This is a genomic window from Geopseudomonas sagittaria, from assembly GCF_900115715.1.
GTDB lineage: Bacteria > Pseudomonadota > Gammaproteobacteria > Pseudomonadales > Pseudomonadaceae > Geopseudomonas > Geopseudomonas sagittaria.
Genome location: NZ_FOXM01000014.1, coordinates 1 through 19,680, shown reverse-complemented (window position 1 = coordinate 19,680; position 19,680 = coordinate 1). Strand labels below are relative to the sequence as shown.

Here is a 19,680-nt window from a genome sequence, read left to right as displayed (position 1 = left end):
TTCTCCTCAAGTGCCTATTGCTGAAACAACTTGGCGGGCCTGATCTCTCCATGTGTCTATCCATCTTTCAAGAACTTGGTCTCTCCTGCAATAGCGTATTTTGATGTCCCAGTAAGAGAAAAAATTGTCGTCCTCAATAAATCGTCTAAGAACTGTCGCTGAACGCCCTTCCAAACTCTCACGCAGCATTACTCTTAGATGTGGAAAATGCGCATAGTATGGGTCATCGCTCTTTTCGTTCTGCGACAACTGTCTAATGCCTGCCTCAAGCATCATTGCTTTCACTGCGCATTCTGCGGCCAACCCATAGAGATAACCGGCAACGGCTCGACCGTTCCCCCCCTCCAACACGTCAGCCGCTTGCAAATGGCGGTGAGAGGCTGATGCCATATCAGGCGTGAAGGACATCTATGAGCTCCTTGATTAATTGATACGATCCATTTGCGAAGAAAGCCGCTGCCTCCTCCAGGAAGCAGCGGCTTTTTCTCACCTCTGGCTCAGGTAACGCAAGCGCTTATTGCTGCGCCCCGCGCACGCCCTCGGCCAGCTCCCTGCACAACCCCAGCACATCGCTGACGGCCTGCTCCTTCGACGAAGCCTTGGCAATCCTGTCGATCAACGCCGACCCCACCACCGCGCCATCGGCGCGCTTGGCGATTTCGGCGGCGTGTTCGGGGGTGCGGATGCCGAAGCCGATGCACAGCGGCAGGTCGGTGTGGCGGCGCAGGCGGGCGACGGCTTCTTCCACCTGGTCCATGCTCGCCGCGCCGGCGCCGGTGACGCCGGCCACCGAGACGTAGTAGACGAAGCCGGAGCTGCCGTTGAGCACGGTGGGCAGGCGGGCGTCGTCCGTCGTGGGCGTCGTCAGGCGGATGAAGTCGATGCCGGCGGCCTGGGCCGGGTCGCACAGTTCGTCGTTGTGCTCCGGCGGCAGGTCGACCACGATCAGGCCGTCGACGCCGGCTGCCTTGGCGTCGGCGACGAAGCGTGCCACGCCGTAGCAGAAGATCGGGTTGTAGTAGCCCATCAGCACCAGCGGGGTGTCCTGGTTGCCGGTGCGGAACTCGCGGACCATCTGCAGGGTTTTCGCCATGTTCTGGCCGTTGCCGAGGGCGCGGATGTTGGCCAGCTGGATCGCCGGGCCGTCGGCCATCGGGTCGGTGAACGGCATGCCCAGCTCGATCACGTCGGCGCCGGCGTCCGGCAGGCCCTTGAGGATTTCCAGCGAGGTGGCGTAGTCCGGGTCGCCGGCGGTGACGAAGGTGACCAGGGCGGCGCGGTTCTCTTGCTTCAGGGCGGCGAAGCGGCTCTGCAGGCGGCTCATGCGCGGGTCTCCTCGGCGGCTTGTTCATCCAGGTTCAGGTAGTGCATGACGGTCTGCATGTCCTTGTCGCCGCGGCCGGACAGGTTGACCACCATCAGGTGGTCCTTGGGCAGGCTCGGCGCGCGCTTGAAGGCTTCGGCCAGGGCGTGGGACGACTCCAGCGCCGGGATGATGCCTTCCAGGCGGCAGCACTGCTGGAACGCCTGCATGGCTTCGTCGTCGGTGATCGGCACGTACTCGACGCGGCCGACCTTGTGCAGCCAGGCGTGCTCGGGGCCGACGCCGGGGTAGTCGAGGCCGGCGGAGATCGAGTGGGCGTCGGTGATCTGGCCGTCGGCGTCCTGCAGCAGGTAGGTGCGGTTGCCGTGCAGCACGCCCGGCGCGCCGCCGGCCATGCTGGCGGCGTGCTTGCCGGTGTCGATGCCGTGGCCGGCGGCCTCGACGCCAACGATCTGCACGCTCGGCTCGTCGAGGAATTCGTGGAACAGGCCGATGGCGTTGGAGCCGCCGCCGATGCAGGCGACCAGCGAGTCGGGCAGGCGGCCTTCGTGCTCGAGCATCTGCGCGCGGGTCTCGCGGCCGATCACCGACTGGAAGTCGCGGACCATGGCCGGGTAGGGGTGCGGGCCGGCGGCGGTGCCGATCAGGTAGAAGGTGTCGTGGACGTTGGTCACCCAGTCGCGCAGCGCCTCGTTCATGGCGTCCTTGAGGGTGCCGGTGCCGGCGGTGACCGGGATCACCTTGGCGCCGAGCAGCTTCATGCGGAAGACGTTGGCCTGCTGGCGGTCGATGTCGGTGGTGCCCATGTACACCACGCACTCGAGGCCGAAGCGCGCGGCCACGGTGGCGCTGGCCACGCCGTGCATGCCGGCGCCGGTCTCGGCGATGATGCGCTTCTTGCCCATGCGTCGGGCCAGCAGGATCTGGCCGATGCAGTTGTTGATCTTGTGCGCGCCGGTGTGGTTCAGCTCCTCGCGCTTGAGGTAGATCTTCGCGCCGCCGCAGTGCTCGGTGAGGCGCTCGGCGAAGTACAGCGGGCTCGGGCGGCCGATGTAGTCGCGCTGGAAGTAGGCCAGCTCCGCGAGGAACGCCGGGTCCTTCTTGGCCTTCTCGTACTCGGCGGCCAGGTCGTTGATCAGCGGCATCAGGGTTTCGGCGACGAACTGGCCGCCGAACGGGCCGAACAGCCCGCGCTGGTCGGGGCCGTGGGAATAGGTCTGGGTCATGCGGTGCTCCTGTAGGGGGCGAGGGCAGGCGCCTGGGGCGGCTGCGGGCAAGTCTTGCCGATGGCGACAAACTAACCAATGGCGCGTCGGCGGAAAAGCGATAAGATCGCCGCAACCTGTCAGGAAAACTCACAGATGAGCCAGCCCCGCGATCTGCCGCCGCTGAACGCCCTGCGCGCCTTCGAAGCCACCGCGCGGCTGGGCAGTGTCAGCCGTGCGGCCGAGGAACTGCACGTCACCCACGGCGCGGTGAGCCGCCAGCTGCGGGCGCTGGAGGAACACCTCGGCGTGGCCCTGCTGGCCAAGGACGGACGCGGCCTGAAACTCACCGATGCCGGCCAGCGCCTGAGCGCGGTCGCCGCGGCGGCCTTCGACGAACTGCGCAGCGTGTGCGCCGAGCTGCGCGAGGGCCGCGCGCAGGCGCCGTTCGTGCTCGGCTGCCCGGGCAGCCTGCTGGCGCGCTGGTTCATCCCGCGCCTCGACCGCCTGCAGCGCGACCTGCCGCAGCTGCGCCTGCAGCTCTCCGCCAGCGAGGGCGAGCTGGATCCGCGCCGGCCGGGGCTGGACGCCACCCTGTGGTTCGCCGCGCCGCCGTGGCCGGCGGACATGCAGGTGTTCGAGCTGGCGGTGGAGCGCATCGGCCCGGTGCTGTCCGCCCGCCATGCGCGCTACGCCGCGCTGCGCGAGGCGCCGGCCGGCGCGCTGCTCGGCGAGCCGCTGCTGCACACGGTGTCGCGGCCGCAGGCCTGGCCGCAGTGGGCGCGGGGGCAGCAGCTCGATCCGGCCGGGCTGGTCCTCGGCCAGGGCTTCGAGCATCTCTACTACCTGCTGGAAGCGGCGGTGGCCGGCCTCGGCGTGGCCATCGCGCCGCAGCTCTTGGTGGCCGACGACCTGGCCGCCGGGCGGCTGGAGGCGCCCTGGGGCTTCGTCGAAACCCCGGCGCGCCTGGCGCTGTGGGTGCCGGCGCGCGGCGCTGACCGCCGCGCGGTCGAGCTGGCCGAGTGGCTGCGCGCGGAGCTGGCGGTTTAGCCCTCACCCCCGGTCACTCGGCTTGAGCATCCTGCGTCGCCCTACCTCCTGCGTCCCGGCAGTCGTCTCCCGCAGGCGGGAGGGGCGCTGCGGCTCACTGGCTGATGCAGTGCCACTCCTGGCCTTCGGCCAGGCGCTTGCCGCTGGCGTCGCTGAGCCAGGACTCGGTGCGCAGCAGCTGGTGGCGGGCTTCGAGGCGGTAGCGCTGGCCGGCGGCGAAGCCGGCGTAGTCCAGGCGCAGGTAGCAGAGCATGTACACCGGGTCGCGGGCGAACATCGAGCCGATGTACTCCTCGAAGCGGTAGCTGGCCTGCAGGCGGTGGGCACCGGGGCTGACCTGGAAGTAGCGGCCGTCGTCCAGGCGCTTGCCATCGAGCTTCTCGGCCATCAGCAGTTCGCCGGGCTGGGTGCGCAGCTCGATCCACGCCTGCTGCGGGTCGGGAGCGGGCAGGGGGCCGGCGCAGGCGCCGAGCAGCGCCAGGGCGGCCAGCAGGATGAGGGAGCGCATGGCGGGCTCCGCAATGGGGGAGTGAATGTTCAGCATAGCGCCACGGCGCGGCTGGCGGCAGGTGGGGCTATCGGTTAGCTTGCCGGGAAACGACTTTCGCCTGGGCTCCCTGTCGATGCTGCGCCTGCTACCCCTGCTCGTCCTTCTCACCGGCTGTTCCAGCCTCGGCTACTACGCCCAGCTGGCCGGGGGCCAGTGGCAGCTGCTGCAGGCCCGCCAGCCGGTCGCCGCGCTGCTCGCCGATCCCCGGCAGCCGGTCGAGCTGCGCCAGCGCCTGCAGCACACCCAGGCGGCCCGCGACTTCGCCAGCACCCGGCTGGCCCTGCCGGACAACCGCAGCTACCGCCTGTACGCCGACCTCGGGCGGCCCTACGTGGTGTGGAATCTGTTCGCCACGCCGGAGTTCTCGCTGGAGCCGCTGACCCACTGCTTCCCCATCGCCGGCTGCGTGGCCTATCGCGGCTACTTCGACGAACAGCGCGCCCGCGGCGCCGCCGCGCTGCTGCGGGTGCAGGGGCTGGACACCGAGGTGGCCGGGGTCGCGGCCTATTCCACCCTCGGCTGGTTCGACGACCCGCTGCTGGGCGGCATGCTGGCCTGGAGCGACGAGCGCCTGGCCGGGCTGATCTTCCACGAGCTGGCTCACCAGCGCCTGTACCTGCCGGGCGACACCGCCTTCAACGAGTCCTTCGCCCGCTTCGTCGAGGAGGAGGGCCTGCGCCAGTGGCGCCGCCGCCACGGTCTGCCGCCGCCGGCGCCGCACCTGGCGCGCCAGCGCGAGCAGTTCGTCGAACTGGTGCTGGCCAGTCGCGCGCGTCTGCAACAGCTCTATGCCCAGCCGCTGGCGGTGGAGGTGCTGCGTGAGGCCAAGCAGGCCGAGTTCCAGCGCCTGCGCCGCGACTATGCCGTCCTGCGCGATGGCTCCTGGCAGGGCGACGGGCGCTTCGATGGCTGGTTCGCCCGCCCGCTGAACAACGCCCGCCTGCTGCCGTTCGGCCTCTACGAGCAGTGGGTGCCGGCCTTCGCCGCGCTGTTTCGCGAGAGTGGCGGCGACTGGCGGCGCTTCTACGCCCGGGTCGGCGAGCTGGCCGGTCTGGCGGAGGAAGAGCGCCGGCGCGCCTTGGTCGCACTGCAGGCGGGCACCGGATTTGCCGGACCGCCCAGGCTTGACTAGCGTTGAGGAGACCCCTGCGCAAAGGAGCGCCGTCATGTCGGATAACCACGTCTACAAGAAGATCGAGCTGGTCGGTTCGTCGCGCGTCAGCATCGAGGACGCGATCAACAACGCCTTGGCCGAAGCGGCCAAGACCGTACACAACATGGACTGGTTCGAGGTGGTGGAAACCCGCGGCCATATCACCAACGGCAAGGTCGGCCACTACCAGGTGAGCATCAAGGTCGGTTTCCGCATCGTCGGCAGCTGAGCCGGCGCGGCGGGGGCGCGGTCAACCGCTCCCGCCGGTTCCTGAATCACGCACTAGATCCCGCAACGCACCAGCCGGCCACGGGCCACCACCTGGCCGCTGCTGTCGCGCAGCCGGGCCATGGCGCGAAAGCCGTACGGGCGGGCTTCCAGCTGGTAGCGCTGGCCGGCGGCGAAGCCGTCGTAGTCGACCTGCACAATGCAGGTGCGCCAGACCTCCGCGTCGGTGCGGCCGAGGTTGCTGCTCGACACCTCGAAACCCACCCGCGTCTGCAGGCGGTGCTCGCCGGGACTGACCTGGAAGTAGCGGCGGTCGGGCCAGTGCCGGTCGTTCAGGCTGTCGGCACCGACCTGGCTGCCCGGGGCGCCGTGCAGGTCGATCCACGCCTGCTGCGGGTCGTGCGGCGGCAGGCGGTTGGCGCAGGCGCCGAGCAGGAGGAGAAGGGACAGGAGTGGCAGGAAGTGCAATGGACGGCGCATGACGTTCTCCGGCAAGTGCGCAGGGCCTGTACAGGACCATAGCGCATTGTCGGCGGGGCTGCGGCGAGGGGGGGTTGCCGACCGACTGGCGGCCAGGTTTTTTTACCGGAAAGGGCTCGCCGGCCGTGCTCTTGCGGGTAGATGAGGACGTCTATTTTCCTCCCCACTGCACGAGTGTGCGCCGGTCATGCAACAGCTGTTGAACGAGATTCTCGACGAGGTCCGCCCGCTGCTCGGGCAGGGCAAGGTAGCCGACTACATCCCCGCACTGGCCAGCGTGCCGGGCAACCAGCTGGGCATCGCCGTGTACGGCGTGGACGGCCAGCTGTACAGCGCCGGCGCTGCCGATACGGCGTTTTCCATCCAGAGCATTTCCAAGGTGTTCGCCCTGGTCCAGGCCATCCAGCATTCCGGCGAGGCGATCTGGCAGCGCCTCGGCCACGAGCCGTCCGGCCAGCCGTTCAACTCGCTGGTGCAGCTGGAGCTGGAGCGTGGCAAGCCGCGCAACCCGTTCATCAACGCCGGCGCCCTGGTGATCAGCGACCTCAACCAGTCGCGCTTCGCCGCGCCGGCGCTGTCGATGCGCGACTTCGTCCGCCGCCTGTCCGGCAACCCGCACGTCGTCTCCGACGCCAAGGTGGCCGACTCCGAATACCAGCACCGCGCGCGCAACGCGGCGATGGCCTACCTGATGCAGTCGTTCGGCAACTTCGACAACGAGGTGGAGGCGGTGCTGCGCAGCTACTTCCACAACTGCGCGCTGGCGATGAGCTGCGTGGATCTGGCCCGCGCCTGCGGCTTCCTCGCCAACCAGGGCGTCTGCCCGCACGGCGGCGAGCAGGTGCTGACGGCGCAGCAGACCCGCCAGGTCAACGCGGTGATGGCCACCAGCGGGCTGTACGACGAGGCCGGCAGCTTCGCCTACCGGGTCGGCCTGCCGGGCAAGAGCGGCGTCGGCGGCGGCCTGGTCGCGGTGGTGCCGGGGCGCTTTGTGGTGTGCGTGTGGTCGCCGGAACTGAACGCCTCGGGCAACTCGCTGGCCGGCATGGCGGCGCTGGAGAAGCTTAGTGAGCGGATCGGCTGGTCGGTGTTCTAAAGGGCGTGGGGCGGCGGTCGCGCCGCCCTCATCGAGGGGGATCAGTCGCGCAGCTCGCCGCACAGATCGCGGGCGAACCAGCGCTCCACCTCAGCCTGACTCAGGCCTGCGCCGAGCAGGGCGAACAGCTTGGCCAGCGCCGCCTCGCGGCTCATGCCGCCGCCGCTGACCAGGCCGCAGGCGGCCAGGCGGCTGCCGGCGGCGTAGACGCCGAACTCGACGTGGCCCTCGGCGCACTGGCTGATCGCCGCCAGCACCACGCCGCGCGCATGCGCCTCGCGCAGCGCGGCGAGCAGCGCCTCGTCGTCGGACGGGCCGGTGCCGCTGCCGTAGCACTCCAGCAGCAGGGCCTGCACGCCGCTGGCGAGCAGCGCCTGCAGGTGGGCGGCCTGCAGGCCGGGGAACACCGGCAGCACGGCGACATTCGCCGGCTGCCGGCGCTGGCGCCAGGTGAGGGCGGCGGGCAGGGCGCCGGCGGCCTCGCCGTGGCGCGGGCGGGCGACCTCGGCGAAGGCGTCGAAGGCTTCGCTGCGCAGCTTGCTGGCGCGCGCGCCGTGCAACAGGCGGCCGGCGAAGTACAGGTGCACGCCGGGGGCGACGCCACGCGCCAGTGCGGCGAGGGCGCCGAACAGGTTGGCCCAGGCGTCGCTGCCGGGCACCCCGGCCGGCTGCATCGAGCCGGTGAGCAGCACCGGCAGGTTCAGGCCGAGCAGCAGGAACGACAGCGCCGCCGCGCTGTAGGCCAGGGTGTCGGTGCCGTGCAGCAGCAGCACGGCGTCGCAGCCGTCCTCCTCGACCGCGGCGACGATGGCGTCGCGCATCGCCAGCCAGTGGCCCTGGTTCATGTTGGCGCTGTCGATCGGCGGCGCGAGCTCGCGGAACACCCAGGCCGGCGCCGGGCGCTCGGGGTGGGCCGCCTGCTCGGCGCGCAGGCGCGCCTCGAAGCCGGCGGCCGGCACCAGGCCGTCCGCGCTCATCTGCATGCCGATGGTGCCGCCGGTGTAGAGCACCAGCAGCTTGTGGGGGGCGTTCATGGCATCGACTCCTGGGCGCGCGTCAACGAAAGATCGGGATTGTCGCAGCATGAGCGGCGAGGCGGCAGCTAGCCGTTAGCAGGCTGTGCTGCCCCGCGTCGGATTTACTGGCCCAGGTTTACTGGCACAGCTGCGGCTGAGCGGTGCAGGCACTCCAGCCGTCGCGGCGCAGTTCGTCGAGCGCGCGCTGCAGGCGCTGCACCACCTCGTCGGGGGTGTCCTTGTGCAGGGCCAGGTACAGCGGGTCGCTGTGGAACTTGAGCACCTCGTGCAGGCCCTCGGCGGCGGCGGCGCGGGCGTGATGCTGCCAGACCGGGGCGGAGGTGGCCCACAGGTCGATCTGCCCGCGCAGCAGCTTGTCGATGTTGCCCTGGTCGCTCAGCGTGTCGATGGCGCTGATGTTGCGGCTTTGCAGGTGCTGGCTGACCGCGGCGTTCTTGTAGGCGCCGATGCGGTAGGCGCGGGCCTGCTCGAGGCTGTTCAGCTCGAAGCGGCGGCCGGGGGCGGCGACCAGCACGCTGTCGTACTCGGCGATCGGCCCGACCCACTGGAACAGTGCCTCGCGCTCGGCCAGGCGGGAGGTGGAGAACAGCCCGTAGCCGGGAGTCTCCAGGGCCTGGCGGTAGATGCGATCCCAGGGGAAGTGCAGGGTCAGGCTGTAGTCGAGGTCGGCGCGGCGGAACATCTCGCGCACCAGCGCGGTGGACAGGCCCTCGATCTTGGCGTCGCGGGCGAAGTTGCGCCCGTTGGCGGCCATGTTGAAGGGCGGGAAGTTCTCGGTCAGCAGGTTGATGCGGTAACCGGCGGGGAGTTCGGCGCTGGCGGCGCTGGTGCCCAGCAACAGGGCGAGCAGCAGGAGCCGGCCTAAGGTCTTCGGCATGGTGAGTTCTTCGCAGAGAGTGTAAAAAAGGCCCGCTGGCCGCTAAGGCTGCCGACAACAAGGTGGCCAGCGGGGACCCGTAAAGGACGGCCGGCAGCGGCTGCCGGCCGGATGACTCAGCTCCGCTGGGCGGCGGCGTTGGCCGGAGCGGCGCTGGCGGTCGGCGCGCTGGCCGTGGGCAGCGGCCAGGCGGCCTGGTCGAGGTCGAGGTCGGCGAACTGGCGACGGTCGAACACCGGCTGCTCGACGCCGGCCTTGACCTGCGCGTCGTAGTCGCGCATCAGGCGCAGGCCGGTCTTGTACAGCAGTGCCAGGGCCACCAGGTTGACCAGCGCCAGCAGGCCCATGGTCACGTCGGCGAAGGCGAACACGGTGGACAGGTCCTGCACCGAGCCCCACAGCACCAGGGCGATCACCAGGGCGCGGTAAGCCTTGACCAGCGCCGGCTTCTGGCTGAAGAAGCCCAGCGCGTTCTCGCCGAGGTAGTAGTTGTAGACCAGGGTGGTGAACACGAACAGCAGCAGTGCGGTGCTGACGAAGATCCGTCCCCACTCGCCGACCAGGGCGGCCAGGGCGGTCTGGGTCAGTACCACGCCGGCCATCTCGGTGCCCGGCTGGTAGACGCCGGAGAGCAGGATGATCAGCGCGGTGCTGGTGCACACCAGGATGGTGTCGATGAACACGCTGAGCGCCTGGACGATGCCCTGGGAGGCCGGGTGCGGCACCTCGGCCACCGCGGCGACGTTGGGCGCGCTGCCCAGGCCCGCCTCGTTGGAGAAAAGACCACGCTTGACGCCCATCAGGATCGCCGCGCCGACGCTGCCGGCGAAGGCTTCCTCGAGGCCGAAGGCGCTCTTGACGATCAGCGCCAGGGTCGCCGGCACTTCACTGATGTTGCTGCCGACCACGAACAGCGCCATGCCGATGTAGGACACCGCCATGATCGGCACCAGCACGTCGGCCATGCTGGCGATGCGCTTGATGCCGCCGAAGATGATCAGTGCCATGACCGCGGCGAGGACCGCGCCGCTGACGATGGTCGGCACGCCGAAGGCGTCGTGCATCGAACTGGCCACGGTGAAGGACTGCAGGGCGTTGAAGCCGAAGCCGAAGGTCACCAGCAGCAGTACCGAGAACAGCACCGCCATCCAGCGCTGGCCGAGGCCGTGGAGGATGTAGAAGGCCGGGCCGCCGCGATAGGTGCCGTCGGCGCTGCGGCGCTTGTACAGCTGCGCCAGCGAGCACTCGAAGTAGCTGGTGGCCATGCCGAGCAGGGCGACCACCCACATCCAGAAGATCGCGCCGGGTCCGCCGAGCATGATCGCCACCGCCACCCCGGCGATGTTGCCGGCGCCGACGCGGCCGGCGACGCTGAGCATCAGCGCCTGGAACGAGCTGAGCTGGCCTTCCTTGCGCTGGGTGGCGCTGGCGAAGATCTTGAACATGTCGCCGAAGTAGCGCAGCTGCACCACCGACGAACGCAGGGTGAGGAACAGGCCGATACCGACCAGGGCGACGATGAGGACCTTGCTCCAGAGCAGGTCGTTGAGAAGATCGAGCATGTGGGGTGCCTCTCTTGTTGTTTTAGTGGGGGTGTTGCCGGGTGTTGCAGATGCCCGTCGTGGAAGCGGCAATGGTTGGCCAAGTCCACCGGTCAGACAATTTCGCGGGTGACGGCGAGTTGGCGCTAGTTGGCGCTATAATCGCGTCACTAGCGCCACAGGAGCAGCGCCATGTCCGAGCATCTCGGCCACAACCTCAAGCTGCTCTGCAGCCACTACCGCTCGATCGCCGAGGTCTGCCGCAAGCTGGGCATCAACCGCGCCCAGTTCAACAAGTACCTCGGCGGCCAGAGCCGCCCGACTCCCTACAACCTCAAGCGCATCTGCGACTTCTTCGGGGTCGAGGAGTACGAGCTGGGCCTGCCGGCCGAACAGTTCGCCCGCCTGATCGGCGTGCGCGCTGGGGCGGCGGACCCGCAGCCGGCGAGCGATCCGCTGCTCGACCTGCTGCAGCCGCTGCGCGACCAGGGTGCGAGCCTGGATCGCTACTGCGGCTACTACTTCGAATACGCCAACTGCATGTCGGTGCCCGGCTACATCCTGGTGTCGCTGGTGCACCTGCGTGCCGAGCGCGGCAGCTACCTGTTCGAGCGCCAGGAGCGCCAGGCCCCGGCGCCCGCAACGACGCTGGGCGGCGAGGGCGAGGAGTGGGCGCGCTGTCGCTACCTGGGCGCGGCCTTCTACCTGCAGGACCGCCTGTTCCTGATCGACTACGAGTCGCTGACCGGCAACGAGATGAGCCAGACCATCCTCATCCCCAGCTTCAAGAGCCGCATCACCCGCCTCAACGGCCTGAAGACCGGCGTCTCCAGCGGCGACCGGCGCATGCCGGCCTGCACCCGGGTGGTGTGGGAATTTCTCGGTACCGAGATCAACCGGATCAATGCCTATCGCCAGTTGATGCTCTACCGGCCGGACGACCCGCGCATCGATGCCGAGGTACGGCGCTGCCTGGGCGCGGCGCACCTGCGCGACGGTCTGTTCGAGATCGAGTAGGAGAGTGTCAGGCGCCGTCGGCTGGTCATGTTTGCCGACAATAAGCAGGCCGACGGCGCCTGGAACGGGGTGGCACCACGCGGTGCAGCACAGGCGCTGCGCCACGCGGTGCGGTTCGGGAAATCAGCCCCTCAGCGGCACCAGGCGCGGGGCGATCATGTTTTCCGGGCGCAGGATGTCGGCGAGCATCTCGTCGTCGAGCAGCTGCTCCTCGCGCACCAGCTCCAGCACGCCGCGGCCGCTGTCCAGCGCCAGCTTGGCGATGCGCGTGGCGTTCTCGTAGCCGATGTACGGGTTGAGCGCGGTGACCAGGCCGATGCTGTGCTCGACCAGGTGCTGGCAGTGCGCGGCGTTGGCGGTGATGCCGACGATGCAGTGCTCGCGCAGCATGTCCATGGCGCGCTGCAGCAGGCGCATCGAGTCGAACATCTTGTAGGCGATCAGCGGCTCCATCACGTTGAGCTGCAGCTGGCCGGCCTCGGCGGCGAGGGTCACCGCCAGGTCGTTGCCGATCACCTCGAAGGCCACCTGGTTGACCGCCTCGGGGATCACCGGGTTGACCTTGCCCGGCATGATCGAGCTGCCCGGCTGGCGCGGCGGCAGGTTGATCTCGTTGATCCCGGTGCGCGGTCCGCTGGACAGCAGGCGCAGGTCGTTGCAGATCTTCGACAGCTTGACCGCGGTGCGCTTGAGCATGGCCGACAGCAGCACGAAGGCGCCCATGTCCGAGCTGGCCTCGATCAGGTCGGCGGCCGCCACCAGCGGCTGGCCGCTGATCGCGGCGAGGCGGGTGACCGCCAGCTTCTGGTAGCGCGGGTCGGCGTTGATGCCGGTGCCGATCGCGGTGCCGCCGAGGTTGACCTCGGTGAGCATCTCCGGCACCAGGCGCTTGAGGCGGTCGAGGTCCTCGCCGAGGGTGGTGGCGAAGCCGCGGAACTCCTGGCCGAGGGTCATCGGCACGGCGTCCTGCAGCTGGGTGCGGCCCATCTTGATGATGCCGGCGAACTCCTCGCCCTTGGCGGCGAAGGCCCGAATCAGGCTGTCCAGGCTGGCCAGCAGGGTGTTGTGACCAAGCAGCAGGCCCAGGCGGATGGCGGTCGGGTAGGCGTCGTTGGTCGACTGCGCCATGTTCACGTCGTTGTTCGGGTGCAGCGCCTGGTAGTCGCCCTTCGCCCGGCCCATGGCCTCCAGCGCCAGGTTGGCGATCACCTCGTTGGCGTTCATGTTGGTCGAGGTGCCGGCGCCGCCCTGGATCACGTCGACCACGAACTGCTCGTGGAACTCGCCGCGGATCAGGCGCGCGCAGGCCTGGCTGATCGCCGCATGCTTGTCGCCGTCGAGATGCCCCAGCTGGTGGTTGGCGTCGGCGGCGGCCTGCTTGACCATCGCCAGGGCGATCACCAGTTTCGGGTAGTGCGCCAGCGGCACGCCGGACAGGCGGAAGTTGTGCATCGCGCGCAGGGTCTGGATGCCGTAGTAGGCATCGGCAGGGACTTCGAGGGTGCCGAGCAAATCTTTTTCGAGACGGAAGGATGCAGCAGCGGACATGATGGCGTCAGGTTCCGAAAGGATGGCGGTAAGCACCGCGACGCCCATAGATTAGGGGCTGTGGCGGAGCGACGGCCAATGCTGTTGCTTGCTGGGTCATGCCGAATCGGCATAATGAGGCCGTAACGACAAATTGACGCCGGGGTGTCCGGCTGTGGCCGAGGGAGGCGCGATGAACCTGGAAACCAAGTGGCTGGAGGACTTCGTCGCCCTGGCCGCCACCCGCAGCTTTTCCCAGGCGGCGCAGCGGCGCTTCGTCACCCAGCCGGCGTTCAGTCGGCGCATCCGCACCCTGGAGGAAGCCCTCGGCCTGACCCTGGTCAACCGCGCGCGCACCCCGGTGGAGCTGACCGAGGCCGGCCAGCTGTTCCTGGTCACCGCGCGCAGCGTGGTCACCCAGCTCGGCGAGGCGGTGCGCCACCTGCACGACCTCGAAGGCGACCAGGGCGAGGTGCTGCAGATCTCCGCCGCCCACTCGCTGACCCTCGGCTTCTTCCCGGCGTGGATCGCCGGCCTGCGCCGCGCCGGCCTGCCGCTGAAGAGCCGCCTGGTGGCCAGCAACGTCGGCGAGGCGGTGCTCTCCCTGCGCGACGGCACCTGCGACCTGATCCTCGCCTACTACGATCCGGACGCCGCCCTGCAGCTCGACCCCGAGCTGTTCCCCTCGCTGCACCTGGGTGCCACCGCCATGCTGCCGGTGTGCGCGGTGGACGCGGACGGCCACCCGCTGTTCGACCTCGACAGCGGACAGAGCGTGCCGCTCTTGGCCTACACCGCCGGCGCCTTCCTCGGCCGCTCGGTCAACCTGCTGCTGCGCCAGCGCGCCCTGCGCTCCACCACGGTATACGAGACGGCGATGGCTGACAGCCTGAAAAGCATGGCCCTGCAGGGCCTCGGCGTGGCCTGGGTGCCGCGCCTGTCGGTGACCAGCGAACTGGCCCGCGGCGAACTGGTGGTGTGCGGCGCCGAGCACTGGCAGGTGCCGCTGGAAATCCGCCTGTACCGCTGCGCGCTGCTGCACAAGCCGGCGGTAAGGCGGTTGTGGAAGGTGCTGGAGTCCGGCGAGGCCAGCGAGGCGCCGCTCAGCCACTGAAGCGCTGCACCTGTGCCGGCGTGCGCTGCAGCAGCACCTCGCCGTGGCGGATGGAGGTCAGCACCTGACCCTGGCTGCGCAGCAGCTCGTAGTCGCTCGGTGCGGAGAGGATCAGCAGGTTGGCCGGGCGGCCGACCTCGATACCGTAGCGCTCGCCCAGCTGCAGGGTCTTCGCGCCATTGTCGGTGACCAGGTCGAGGGCACGCTGCAGGTCCTCGTAGCCGAGCATGTGGCAGATGTGCAGGCCGGCTTCCAGCACGCGCAGGATGTTGCCGTTGCCCAGCGGGTACCAGGGATCGACGATCGAGTCCTGGGCGAAGCAGATGTTCATCCCGGCGCGGTCGAGCTCGGCGACGCGGGTCAGGCCGCGGCGCTTCGGGTAGCTGTCCATGCGCCCCTGCAGGTGGATGCTCTCGGTCGGGCAGGAGATGAAGTTGATCTTCGAGCGCTTGAGCAGGCGGAACAGCTTGTAGCAGTAGGCGTTGTCGTAGGAGCCCATGGCGCAGGTGTGGCTGGCGGTGACCCGCTCGCCCATGTCGCGCACGCGGGCCTCCTCGGCCAGCACCTCGAGGAAGCGCGACTGTGGGTCGTCGATCTCGTCGCAGTGCACGTCGACCAGGCAGCCGCTGCGTTCGGCCAGGTCCATGAGGAACTTCACCGAGCTGACGCCCTGGTCGCGGGTGTATTCGAAGTGCGGAATGCCGCCGACCACGTCGGCGCCCATGGCCACCGCCTCGGTCATCAGTTCGCGGCCGTTGCTGAACGACTCGATGCCTTCCTGGGGGAAGGCGACGATCTGCAGGTCGACCAGATGGCGGGTCTCCTCGCGCACCTCGAGCATGGCCTTGAGCGCGGCCAGCGACGGGTCGGTGACGTCGACATGGGTGCGCACGTGCTGGATGCCGTGGTCGACCAGCATGTCGATGGTGCGCCTGGCGCGGCTCTTGGTGTCCTCGTGGGTGACCAGTGCCTTGCGCTCGGCCCAGCGCTCGATGCCCTCGAACAGGGTACCGCTCATGTTCCAGTGCGGCTCGCCGGCGGTGAGCGCGGCGTCCAGGTGGATGTGCGGTTCGACGAAGGGGGCGGTGACCAGGTTGCCCGCGGCGTCCAGGTCGCCGGCGGCGAGCGGAGCGACCAGGCCCGGCTGCGCCACGATGGCGGCGATACGCTGGTCGTGCAGTTCGATGCGGAACAGGCCGTCACGGCCACGCAGGCGGGCGTTGAGGATGTTCATGAAGTACTCCGGGGCAGTTGGGTGGAAAACAGACGGCGGATCATCAGCGCGACGGCGATGTCGAGACGCACGTGGGGAGCGTCGAGGCTGCGCCCGGTGAGCGTCTCGAAACGCTGCAGGCGGTAGCTCAGGGTGTTGCGGTGTACGCCCAGGCGCTGGGCGGCCAGGGCCAGGTTGCCGTTTTCGTGGGTCCAGGCTTCCAGGGTCGGCAGCAGCACCGGTTCGTGGCGCAGGTCGTCGCCGAGCGCCGCGCCGAGCACCTCGGCGACGAACCGGTCGAGCAGATGGCGATCGCCGATCGCGCCGAGCAGGCGCAGCACGCCCAGTTCGTTGAAGCTGCACAGGCCGAGCCGCTCGGGAAAGCTCTGCGCTGCCTGCAGCGCCTGACGCGCTTCGCGCAGCCCCGCGGCATAGCGCTCCGGGCGATGCTCGCCGGTGCTGAGGCCGAGGAACAGGCGCAGCGGCGCCAGGTCCGCCTTGAGGGTGGCCAGGAAGTCCGCCAGCCACTGGCGGTTGCGCGCCGCGGCCTGGCTGTCGGCACAGGGCAGCAGGGCGATCCAGTGCTCGCCCTGGGGCACCAGCGGCAGCGATGCGCCCAGCTCGCTCAGCGCCTGCTGCAGGCTGACCTGCACGCGCTGGCGATGGGCCTGCAGCTTCTGCTCGGCCTCGCTGGCGGACTGCGCGGCGAACAGCGCCTCGCTGCCTTCCAGCTTGAACAGCGCAATCTGCTGCGGCGCGCTCAGCGACAGCTGCACGGCGTCGGCACGCTGGTGCAGCAGGTCGAGGGAGTGGTAGTCGCCCTCGAGCAGCTGCTCCAGCACATGCTGGCGCGAGCGGCCGAGCATCTGCGCCTGCACCAGCGCCGTGCCGATGCTGTGGGTGACCAGCACCAGTTTCAGCGCGTAGGGCTGCTCCAGCAGCGGCAGGCCGAGGCGCTCGGCGGCGGCGCTCACCGACTCGGGGATGGCGTGGATGTAGTCCCCGCCGGTGAGGATCACCAGGCCGGCGCACAGGCTGTCGTGGGCTTCCTGCACCAGGCGCAGCAGGCTGGCCTCGTCGCGCGGGTGGTTGATGCCGGTGACGAACACCAGCTCGCCGCCCAGTACCCACTCGGCGATGGATTCGTTTTCCGCCACGTAGGGCCAGCTGATCTGGTTGTGCAGGCGGGCCTGCCCGGCCCGCAGGGTCAGGCTCTCCAGGCCGGGCAGGGCGAGCACGTCGGCGACGCAGAGGCTCATGCGCTGGGCGCCTCGACGCGCTGGGCCAGGGCCGCGCGGCGGATCTCGTAAAGGGCGATGTAGCCGAAGAAGGCCGCGGCGATGCCGGCGATGGGCGCCAGCCAGGGCGAGACGTAGGCGCAGGCCACGCCGATGGCGTAGGCGGTCAGCCCCAGCAGGTTGAACTTCGGCAGGCTGGCGTCGGCGAGCTTCGGATAGCGGCCCTTATGGGCATGGAAGTAGTCGGCCATGATCACCCCGCCCAGCGGCGGAATCACCGAGCCGAGCAGGATCAGGAAGGGAATCAGCATCTCGTACATGCCGCCGATGGCCAGCAGGGTGCCGATCGCGGCGCCGCACAGGGTGATGGTCTTGCGGCGGTCGCTGCGCACCAGGTTGCAGCCCGCGGCGGCGAAGTTGTAGATGGTGTTGTCCTGGGTGGTCCAGATGTTCAGGAACAGCAGCACCACGGCGGCCATCGACAGCCCCTGCAGGACCAGCACTTCGACGACGTCCGGCTGCTGGTAGATGATCGCCCCGTAGGCGCCGGTGACGATCATCAGGCCGTTGCCGATGAAGAAGCCGAACAGGCTGGAGAGCACCGCCACCCGGCTGCTCCTGGCGAAGCGGGTCCAGTTGGTGGCCTGGATGGCGCCGCTGACGAAGGTGCCGAAGACCATGGTGATGGCCATGTTCAGGCTCATGCTCTCCTTCGGCTGCACGGCCAGCAGCCGGTCCAGCCCGCCGATGTCGCGGGTGGCGATCCACAGCGAAATGCCCAGCAGGATCAGCATCGCCGGCACGGCGAAGCGCGACAGGAGGTCCATGCCCTTGTAGCCGACATAGGCGGTCAGGCAGAAGCCGAAGCCGAACAGCACCATCAGCGGGATGGTCCAGCCTTGTGGCAGGCCGAGCAGCTTGACCAGCACGATGGCGATGGTCGCGGTGCCCCAGGCGTACCAGCCGATCTGCGTGAAGCCGAGCAGGGCATCGGACAGCTTGCTGCCCAGCTCGCCGAAGCAGAAGCGGCCCATCAGCACCGAGTTCAGGCCGCTGCGGCAGGCGATCAGGCCGAGCACCGCGGCATACAGGCCGAGCAGGCAATTGCCCAGCACCGCCGCCCACAGCATGGTCTTGAAGTCGAAGGCCAGGCCGATCTTGCCGCCGGCGAACATGGTGGCGGTGAAGAAGGTGAAGCCGAACAGCAGGAGGGTGGTGGACCAGAGACCCTGGCGCGCGCCGGCGGGCACTTCGCTGAGGGGGAAGTCACTGTCTGTCTGGGTCATGACGGGTGCTCCGTAATGGGTGGGGATACGGAGTCTTCTGCGAAGGCCGTGCCAGGTCTTGGATTTGGCGTTTTGCCTCAGCGGTTTTGTGCAGGTTGCACAATGAATTGGCCGTTTATCGGCATTTTATCCGCTGTTTTCCGGTCATTTACGACAAGGTGCTTCGCCGTGGGGCGGGGTGGTGGCTTTTTTGCACCATTTCGGGAAGCGGGGTGAGAGCCTGAAGAACATGGCCCTGCAGGGTATCGGCGTGGCATGGGTGCCGCGCCTGTCGATGACCCGCGAACTTGGAGGTGCGCGGCGGCGAACAGAGGGCGGTGCTGGAGGAGGGGACGAGGTTGGGTAGCCGCCTTGCTCGCCCCCGTTTTTTCCCAGATGCCGTAGAACACGTGGCCTGCCCCCCCTTTTTCCGAAACCAGAGGCGTTAATCGATCTCTCTTGCCGAAGTGATACGATCCAGACTCCACCCCCACCCAAGGACGAGTGCTTCATGGAGTTCATCGAAAAACTCAGCGGTCTGGCCACCAAGATCCGTCAGCAGGGAACAGCCATCCAGACAGAGGAAGCCACGAAGAACGCCTTCGTGATGCCGTTCATTCACTCTGTTTTGGGCTATGACGTATTCGATCCAACGGAAGTTATTCCCGAATACGTCTGTGACGTGGGCACCAAGAAGGGGGAGAAGATCGACTATGCCATCCTGAGTGCTGGCGACGTGCAGATCCTCATTGAGTGCAAGAAGATCGGGGAGCCACTCAGCCTCAATCATGCCGGGCAGCTGTTCCGCTACTTCCACGTCACGAATGCGCGGATTGCGATCCTCACGAACGGGCAGGTCTACAAGTTCTTCACTGACCTCGATGCGCCAAACAAGATGGACGAGAAGCCGTTCCTGGAGCTGGATCTACTCGACATAGATGATCATGTTTTGCCTGAGCTGGTGAAACTCACCAAAACGGCGTTCGACGTAGAGTCGATCATCAGTGCGGCAGGCGAACTCAAGTATGTCAGCCAGATCAAAAAGATCCTGGCGGCCCAGCTCAGTAACCCGGACGACGACTTCATCAAGCTTGTCGCCACCCGCGTTTATGACGGCGTGATTACCCAAAAAGTGCGCGAGCAGTTTGGGGAGCTTACGCGGAAAGCAGCCTCTCAGTTTCTCAGCGATCAAGTAAACGACAGGCTCAAGTCGGCAATGAGTGGCACGGCTGTGGCCGCTTCTGTCTCGGCTACAGCGGGCACGCCTCCTGCAGAGGCTGATGCGAACGACACAGAGCAGGACTCTGCTGCTGATCGGGTGGTGACGACCGAGGAAGAACTGGAAGGCTTCCACATCGTGAAGGCCATCGTGCGTAGCGTCATTGACGTCAAGCGCATCACCATGCGTGACACGCAGAGCTACTGCGGAGTCTTGCTTGACGACAACAACCGAAAACCGATCTGCCGGCTTCACTTCAATCGTGGCCAGAAATACATTGGCGTTTTTGACCAAGAGAAGGCTGAAACACGCCATCCGATTGAGGCGGTTGATGACATCTACAGCTTCATCGAACAGCTAACTGAAACTGCCAAAAGGTACGATCAGGCTGTTTGAGCAATAGGGGGAAGGCCCCGGTTTCTCTCGCGGAAAACGGGGCCGGAAAGGGGGGCTGCCCCTGAGGAATCCCCACAAAAAATCTTTACGAATCAAAAGGATAGGGCTTGAAGATGCCTGCATGGGCGGGCACGGTGGTTGTCGCCAAAC

19 protein-coding genes are annotated in these 19,680 nt (G+C 68.0%); 7 read left to right on the top strand and 12 right to left on the bottom strand.

From position 1 onward, the window contains the following. Positions 1–6 precede the first annotated feature (6 nt). From BM297_RS21635 to trpB, 3 genes are all read right to left on the bottom strand, one after another. Positions 7–408: a hypothetical protein gene (locus BM297_RS21635; protein WP_139231072.1), complete on the bottom strand. Its 402-nt coding sequence runs from the start codon at positions 406–408 to the stop codon at positions 7–9. 106 nt (positions 409–514) lie between these two features. Continuing rightward, entirely contained in the window at positions 515–1,324 is an 810-nt protein-coding gene (gene trpA, locus BM297_RS16105) for a tryptophan synthase subunit alpha (protein ID WP_092433331.1), read from the bottom strand. After that, positions 1,321–2,550, bottom strand: a complete 1,230-nt coding sequence (gene trpB, locus BM297_RS16100) for a tryptophan synthase subunit beta (RefSeq protein WP_092433328.1) — start codon at positions 2,548–2,550, stop codon at positions 1,321–1,323. Before trpB ends, trpA begins: the two co-directional genes overlap by 4 nt. Before the next feature lie 78 nt (positions 2,551–2,628). Between trpB and BM297_RS16095 the strand changes: the two genes are divergently transcribed. Then, the gene (locus BM297_RS16095; protein WP_092433325.1) at positions 2,629–3,579 is read left to right on the top strand and encodes a LysR family transcriptional regulator; all 951 of its coding nucleotides are present in this window, start codon (positions 2,629–2,631) and stop codon (positions 3,577–3,579) included. Positions 3,580–3,673: 94 nt separating this feature from the next. Here BM297_RS16095 and BM297_RS16090 read toward each other — a convergent pair whose 3' ends face one another. Next, entirely contained in the window at positions 3,674–4,087 is a 414-nt protein-coding gene (locus BM297_RS16090) for a PA0061/PA0062 family lipoprotein (protein ID WP_092433322.1), read from the bottom strand. Between the two features lie 115 nt (positions 4,088–4,202). Here BM297_RS16090 and BM297_RS16085 point away from each other — a divergent pair, with 115 nt between their 5' ends. Then, positions 4,203–5,261, top strand: coding sequence for an aminopeptidase (locus BM297_RS16085; RefSeq protein WP_092433320.1), 1,059 nt, complete (start codon positions 4,203–4,205; stop codon positions 5,259–5,261). A 34-nt stretch (positions 5,262–5,295) separates the two neighbouring features. Further along, positions 5,296–5,511, top strand: coding sequence for a dodecin (locus tag BM297_RS16080; RefSeq protein WP_092433318.1), 216 nt, complete (start codon positions 5,296–5,298; stop codon positions 5,509–5,511). 53 nt (positions 5,512–5,564) lie between these two features. Here the strand turns inward: BM297_RS16080 and BM297_RS16075 are convergent, their stop codons facing one another. After that, a complete protein-coding gene (locus tag BM297_RS16075) occupies positions 5,565–5,990 on the bottom strand; it encodes a PA0061/PA0062 family lipoprotein (protein ID WP_092433316.1) in 426 nt (141 codons plus the stop codon). Between the two features lie 187 nt (positions 5,991–6,177). On the opposite strand from BM297_RS16075, the gene glsB reads away from it, so the two are divergent. Continuing rightward, positions 6,178–7,086: a glutaminase B gene (gene glsB / locus BM297_RS16070; protein WP_092433314.1), complete on the top strand. Its 909-nt coding sequence runs from the start codon at positions 6,178–6,180 to the stop codon at positions 7,084–7,086. Positions 7,087–7,127: 41 nt separating this feature from the next. On the opposite strand, the gene BM297_RS16065 is transcribed toward glsB, so the two are convergent. The 3 genes from BM297_RS16065 to BM297_RS16055 all read right to left on the bottom strand — a co-directional run bounded on the left by BM297_RS16065 (position 7,128) and on the right by BM297_RS16055 (position 10,562). Next, entirely contained in the window at positions 7,128–8,120 is a 993-nt protein-coding gene (locus tag BM297_RS16065) for an asparaginase (protein ID WP_092433311.1), read from the bottom strand. Positions 8,121–8,238: 118 nt separating this feature from the next. Further along, a complete protein-coding gene (locus BM297_RS16060) occupies positions 8,239–9,000 on the bottom strand; it encodes a substrate-binding periplasmic protein (RefSeq protein WP_092433309.1) in 762 nt (253 codons plus the stop codon). 116 nt (positions 9,001–9,116) lie between these two features. Then, positions 9,117–10,562, bottom strand: a complete 1,446-nt coding sequence (locus BM297_RS16055) for an alanine/glycine:cation symporter family protein (protein ID WP_092433307.1) — start codon at positions 10,560–10,562, stop codon at positions 9,117–9,119. Between the two features lie 171 nt (positions 10,563–10,733). Here BM297_RS16055 and BM297_RS16050 point away from each other — a divergent pair, with 171 nt between their 5' ends. Next, positions 10,734–11,558, top strand: coding sequence for a helix-turn-helix domain-containing protein (locus BM297_RS16050; RefSeq protein ID WP_092433305.1), 825 nt, complete (start codon positions 10,734–10,736; stop codon positions 11,556–11,558). A 123-nt stretch (positions 11,559–11,681) separates the two neighbouring features. Here BM297_RS16050 and BM297_RS16045 read toward each other — a convergent pair whose 3' ends face one another. Next, positions 11,682–13,106 (bottom strand): aspartate ammonia-lyase, encoded by a 1,425-nt coding sequence (locus tag BM297_RS16045; protein WP_092433505.1) that lies wholly within the window; start codon positions 13,104–13,106, stop codon positions 11,682–11,684. Positions 13,107–13,278: 172 nt separating this feature from the next. Here BM297_RS16045 and BM297_RS16040 point away from each other — a divergent pair, with 172 nt between their 5' ends. Beyond that, positions 13,279–14,199: a LysR substrate-binding domain-containing protein gene (locus BM297_RS16040; RefSeq protein WP_092433304.1), complete on the top strand. Its 921-nt coding sequence runs from the start codon at positions 13,279–13,281 to the stop codon at positions 14,197–14,199. On the opposite strand, the gene codA is transcribed toward BM297_RS16040, so the two are convergent. From codA to codB, 3 genes are read right to left on the bottom strand one after another with little or no spacing between them, the layout of a single operon-like run. Then, a complete protein-coding gene (gene codA / locus BM297_RS16035; RefSeq protein WP_092433302.1) occupies positions 14,189–15,433 on the bottom strand; it encodes a cytosine deaminase in 1,245 nt (414 codons plus the stop codon). The genes BM297_RS16040 and codA overlap by 11 nt on opposite strands. Then, entirely contained in the window at positions 15,430–16,671 is a 1,242-nt protein-coding gene (locus BM297_RS16030; RefSeq protein ID WP_092433300.1) for a PucR family transcriptional regulator, read from the bottom strand. The genes codA and BM297_RS16030 overlap by 4 nt, the downstream gene beginning before the upstream one ends. Further along, positions 16,668–17,936 (bottom strand): cytosine permease, encoded by a 1,269-nt coding sequence (codB, locus tag BM297_RS16025; RefSeq protein ID WP_092433298.1) that lies wholly within the window; start codon positions 17,934–17,936, stop codon positions 16,668–16,670. Before codB ends, BM297_RS16030 begins: the two co-directional genes overlap by 4 nt. 490 nt (positions 17,937–18,426) lie before the next feature. Between codB and BM297_RS16020 the strand changes: the two genes are divergently transcribed. Then, a complete protein-coding gene (locus BM297_RS16020; protein WP_092433296.1) occupies positions 18,427–19,530 on the top strand; it encodes a type I restriction endonuclease in 1,104 nt (367 codons plus the stop codon). The last annotated feature ends 150 nt before the right edge of the window (positions 19,531–19,680 follow it).

Excerpts from the sequence above, each read along its gene's own strand:
- BM297_RS21635 (WP_139231072.1), bottom strand. The coding sequence starts at position 408 with ATGTCCTTCACGCCTGATATGGCATCAGCCTCTCACCGCCATTTGCAA.
- BM297_RS16085 (WP_092433320.1), top strand. The coding sequence starts at position 4,203 with ATGCTGCGCCTGCTACCCCTGCTCGTCCTTCTCACCGGCTGTTCCAGC.
- trpA (WP_092433331.1), bottom strand. The coding sequence starts at position 1,324 with ATGAGCCGCCTGCAGAGCCGCTTCGCCGCCCTGAAGCAAGAGAACCGC.
- codB (WP_092433298.1), bottom strand. The coding sequence starts at position 17,936 with ATGACCCAGACAGACAGTGACTTCCCCCTCAGCGAAGTGCCCGCCGGC.
- glsB (WP_092433314.1), top strand. The coding sequence starts at position 6,178 with ATGCAACAGCTGTTGAACGAGATTCTCGACGAGGTCCGCCCGCTGCTC.
- codA (WP_092433302.1), bottom strand. The coding sequence starts at position 15,433 with ATGAACATCCTCAACGCCCGCCTGCGTGGCCGTGACGGCCTGTTCCGC.
- BM297_RS16030 (WP_092433300.1), bottom strand. The coding sequence starts at position 16,671 with ATGAGCCTCTGCGTCGCCGACGTGCTCGCCCTGCCCGGCCTGGAGAGC.
- BM297_RS16050 (WP_092433305.1), top strand. The coding sequence starts at position 10,734 with ATGTCCGAGCATCTCGGCCACAACCTCAAGCTGCTCTGCAGCCACTAC.
- BM297_RS16060 (WP_092433309.1), bottom strand. The coding sequence starts at position 9,000 with ATGCCGAAGACCTTAGGCCGGCTCCTGCTGCTCGCCCTGTTGCTGGGC.
- BM297_RS16055 (WP_092433307.1), bottom strand. The coding sequence starts at position 10,562 with ATGCTCGATCTTCTCAACGACCTGCTCTGGAGCAAGGTCCTCATCGTC.
- BM297_RS16020 (WP_092433296.1), top strand. The coding sequence starts at position 18,427 with ATGGAGTTCATCGAAAAACTCAGCGGTCTGGCCACCAAGATCCGTCAG.
- BM297_RS16095 (WP_092433325.1), top strand. The coding sequence starts at position 2,629 with ATGGCGCGTCGGCGGAAAAGCGATAAGATCGCCGCAACCTGTCAGGAA.
- BM297_RS16080 (WP_092433318.1), top strand. The coding sequence starts at position 5,296 with ATGTCGGATAACCACGTCTACAAGAAGATCGAGCTGGTCGGTTCGTCG.
- BM297_RS16040 (WP_092433304.1), top strand. The coding sequence starts at position 13,279 with ATGAACCTGGAAACCAAGTGGCTGGAGGACTTCGTCGCCCTGGCCGCC.
- BM297_RS16065 (WP_092433311.1), bottom strand. The coding sequence starts at position 8,120 with ATGAACGCCCCCCACAAGCTGCTGGTGCTCTACACCGGCGGCACCATC.
- BM297_RS16045 (WP_092433505.1), bottom strand. The coding sequence starts at position 13,106 with ATGTCCGCTGCTGCATCCTTCCGTCTCGAAAAAGATTTGCTCGGCACC.
- BM297_RS16090 (WP_092433322.1), bottom strand. The coding sequence starts at position 4,087 with ATGCGCTCCCTCATCCTGCTGGCCGCCCTGGCGCTGCTCGGCGCCTGC.
- trpB (WP_092433328.1), bottom strand. The coding sequence starts at position 2,550 with ATGACCCAGACCTATTCCCACGGCCCCGACCAGCGCGGGCTGTTCGGC.
- BM297_RS16075 (WP_092433316.1), bottom strand. The coding sequence starts at position 5,990 with ATGCGCCGTCCATTGCACTTCCTGCCACTCCTGTCCCTTCTCCTCCTG.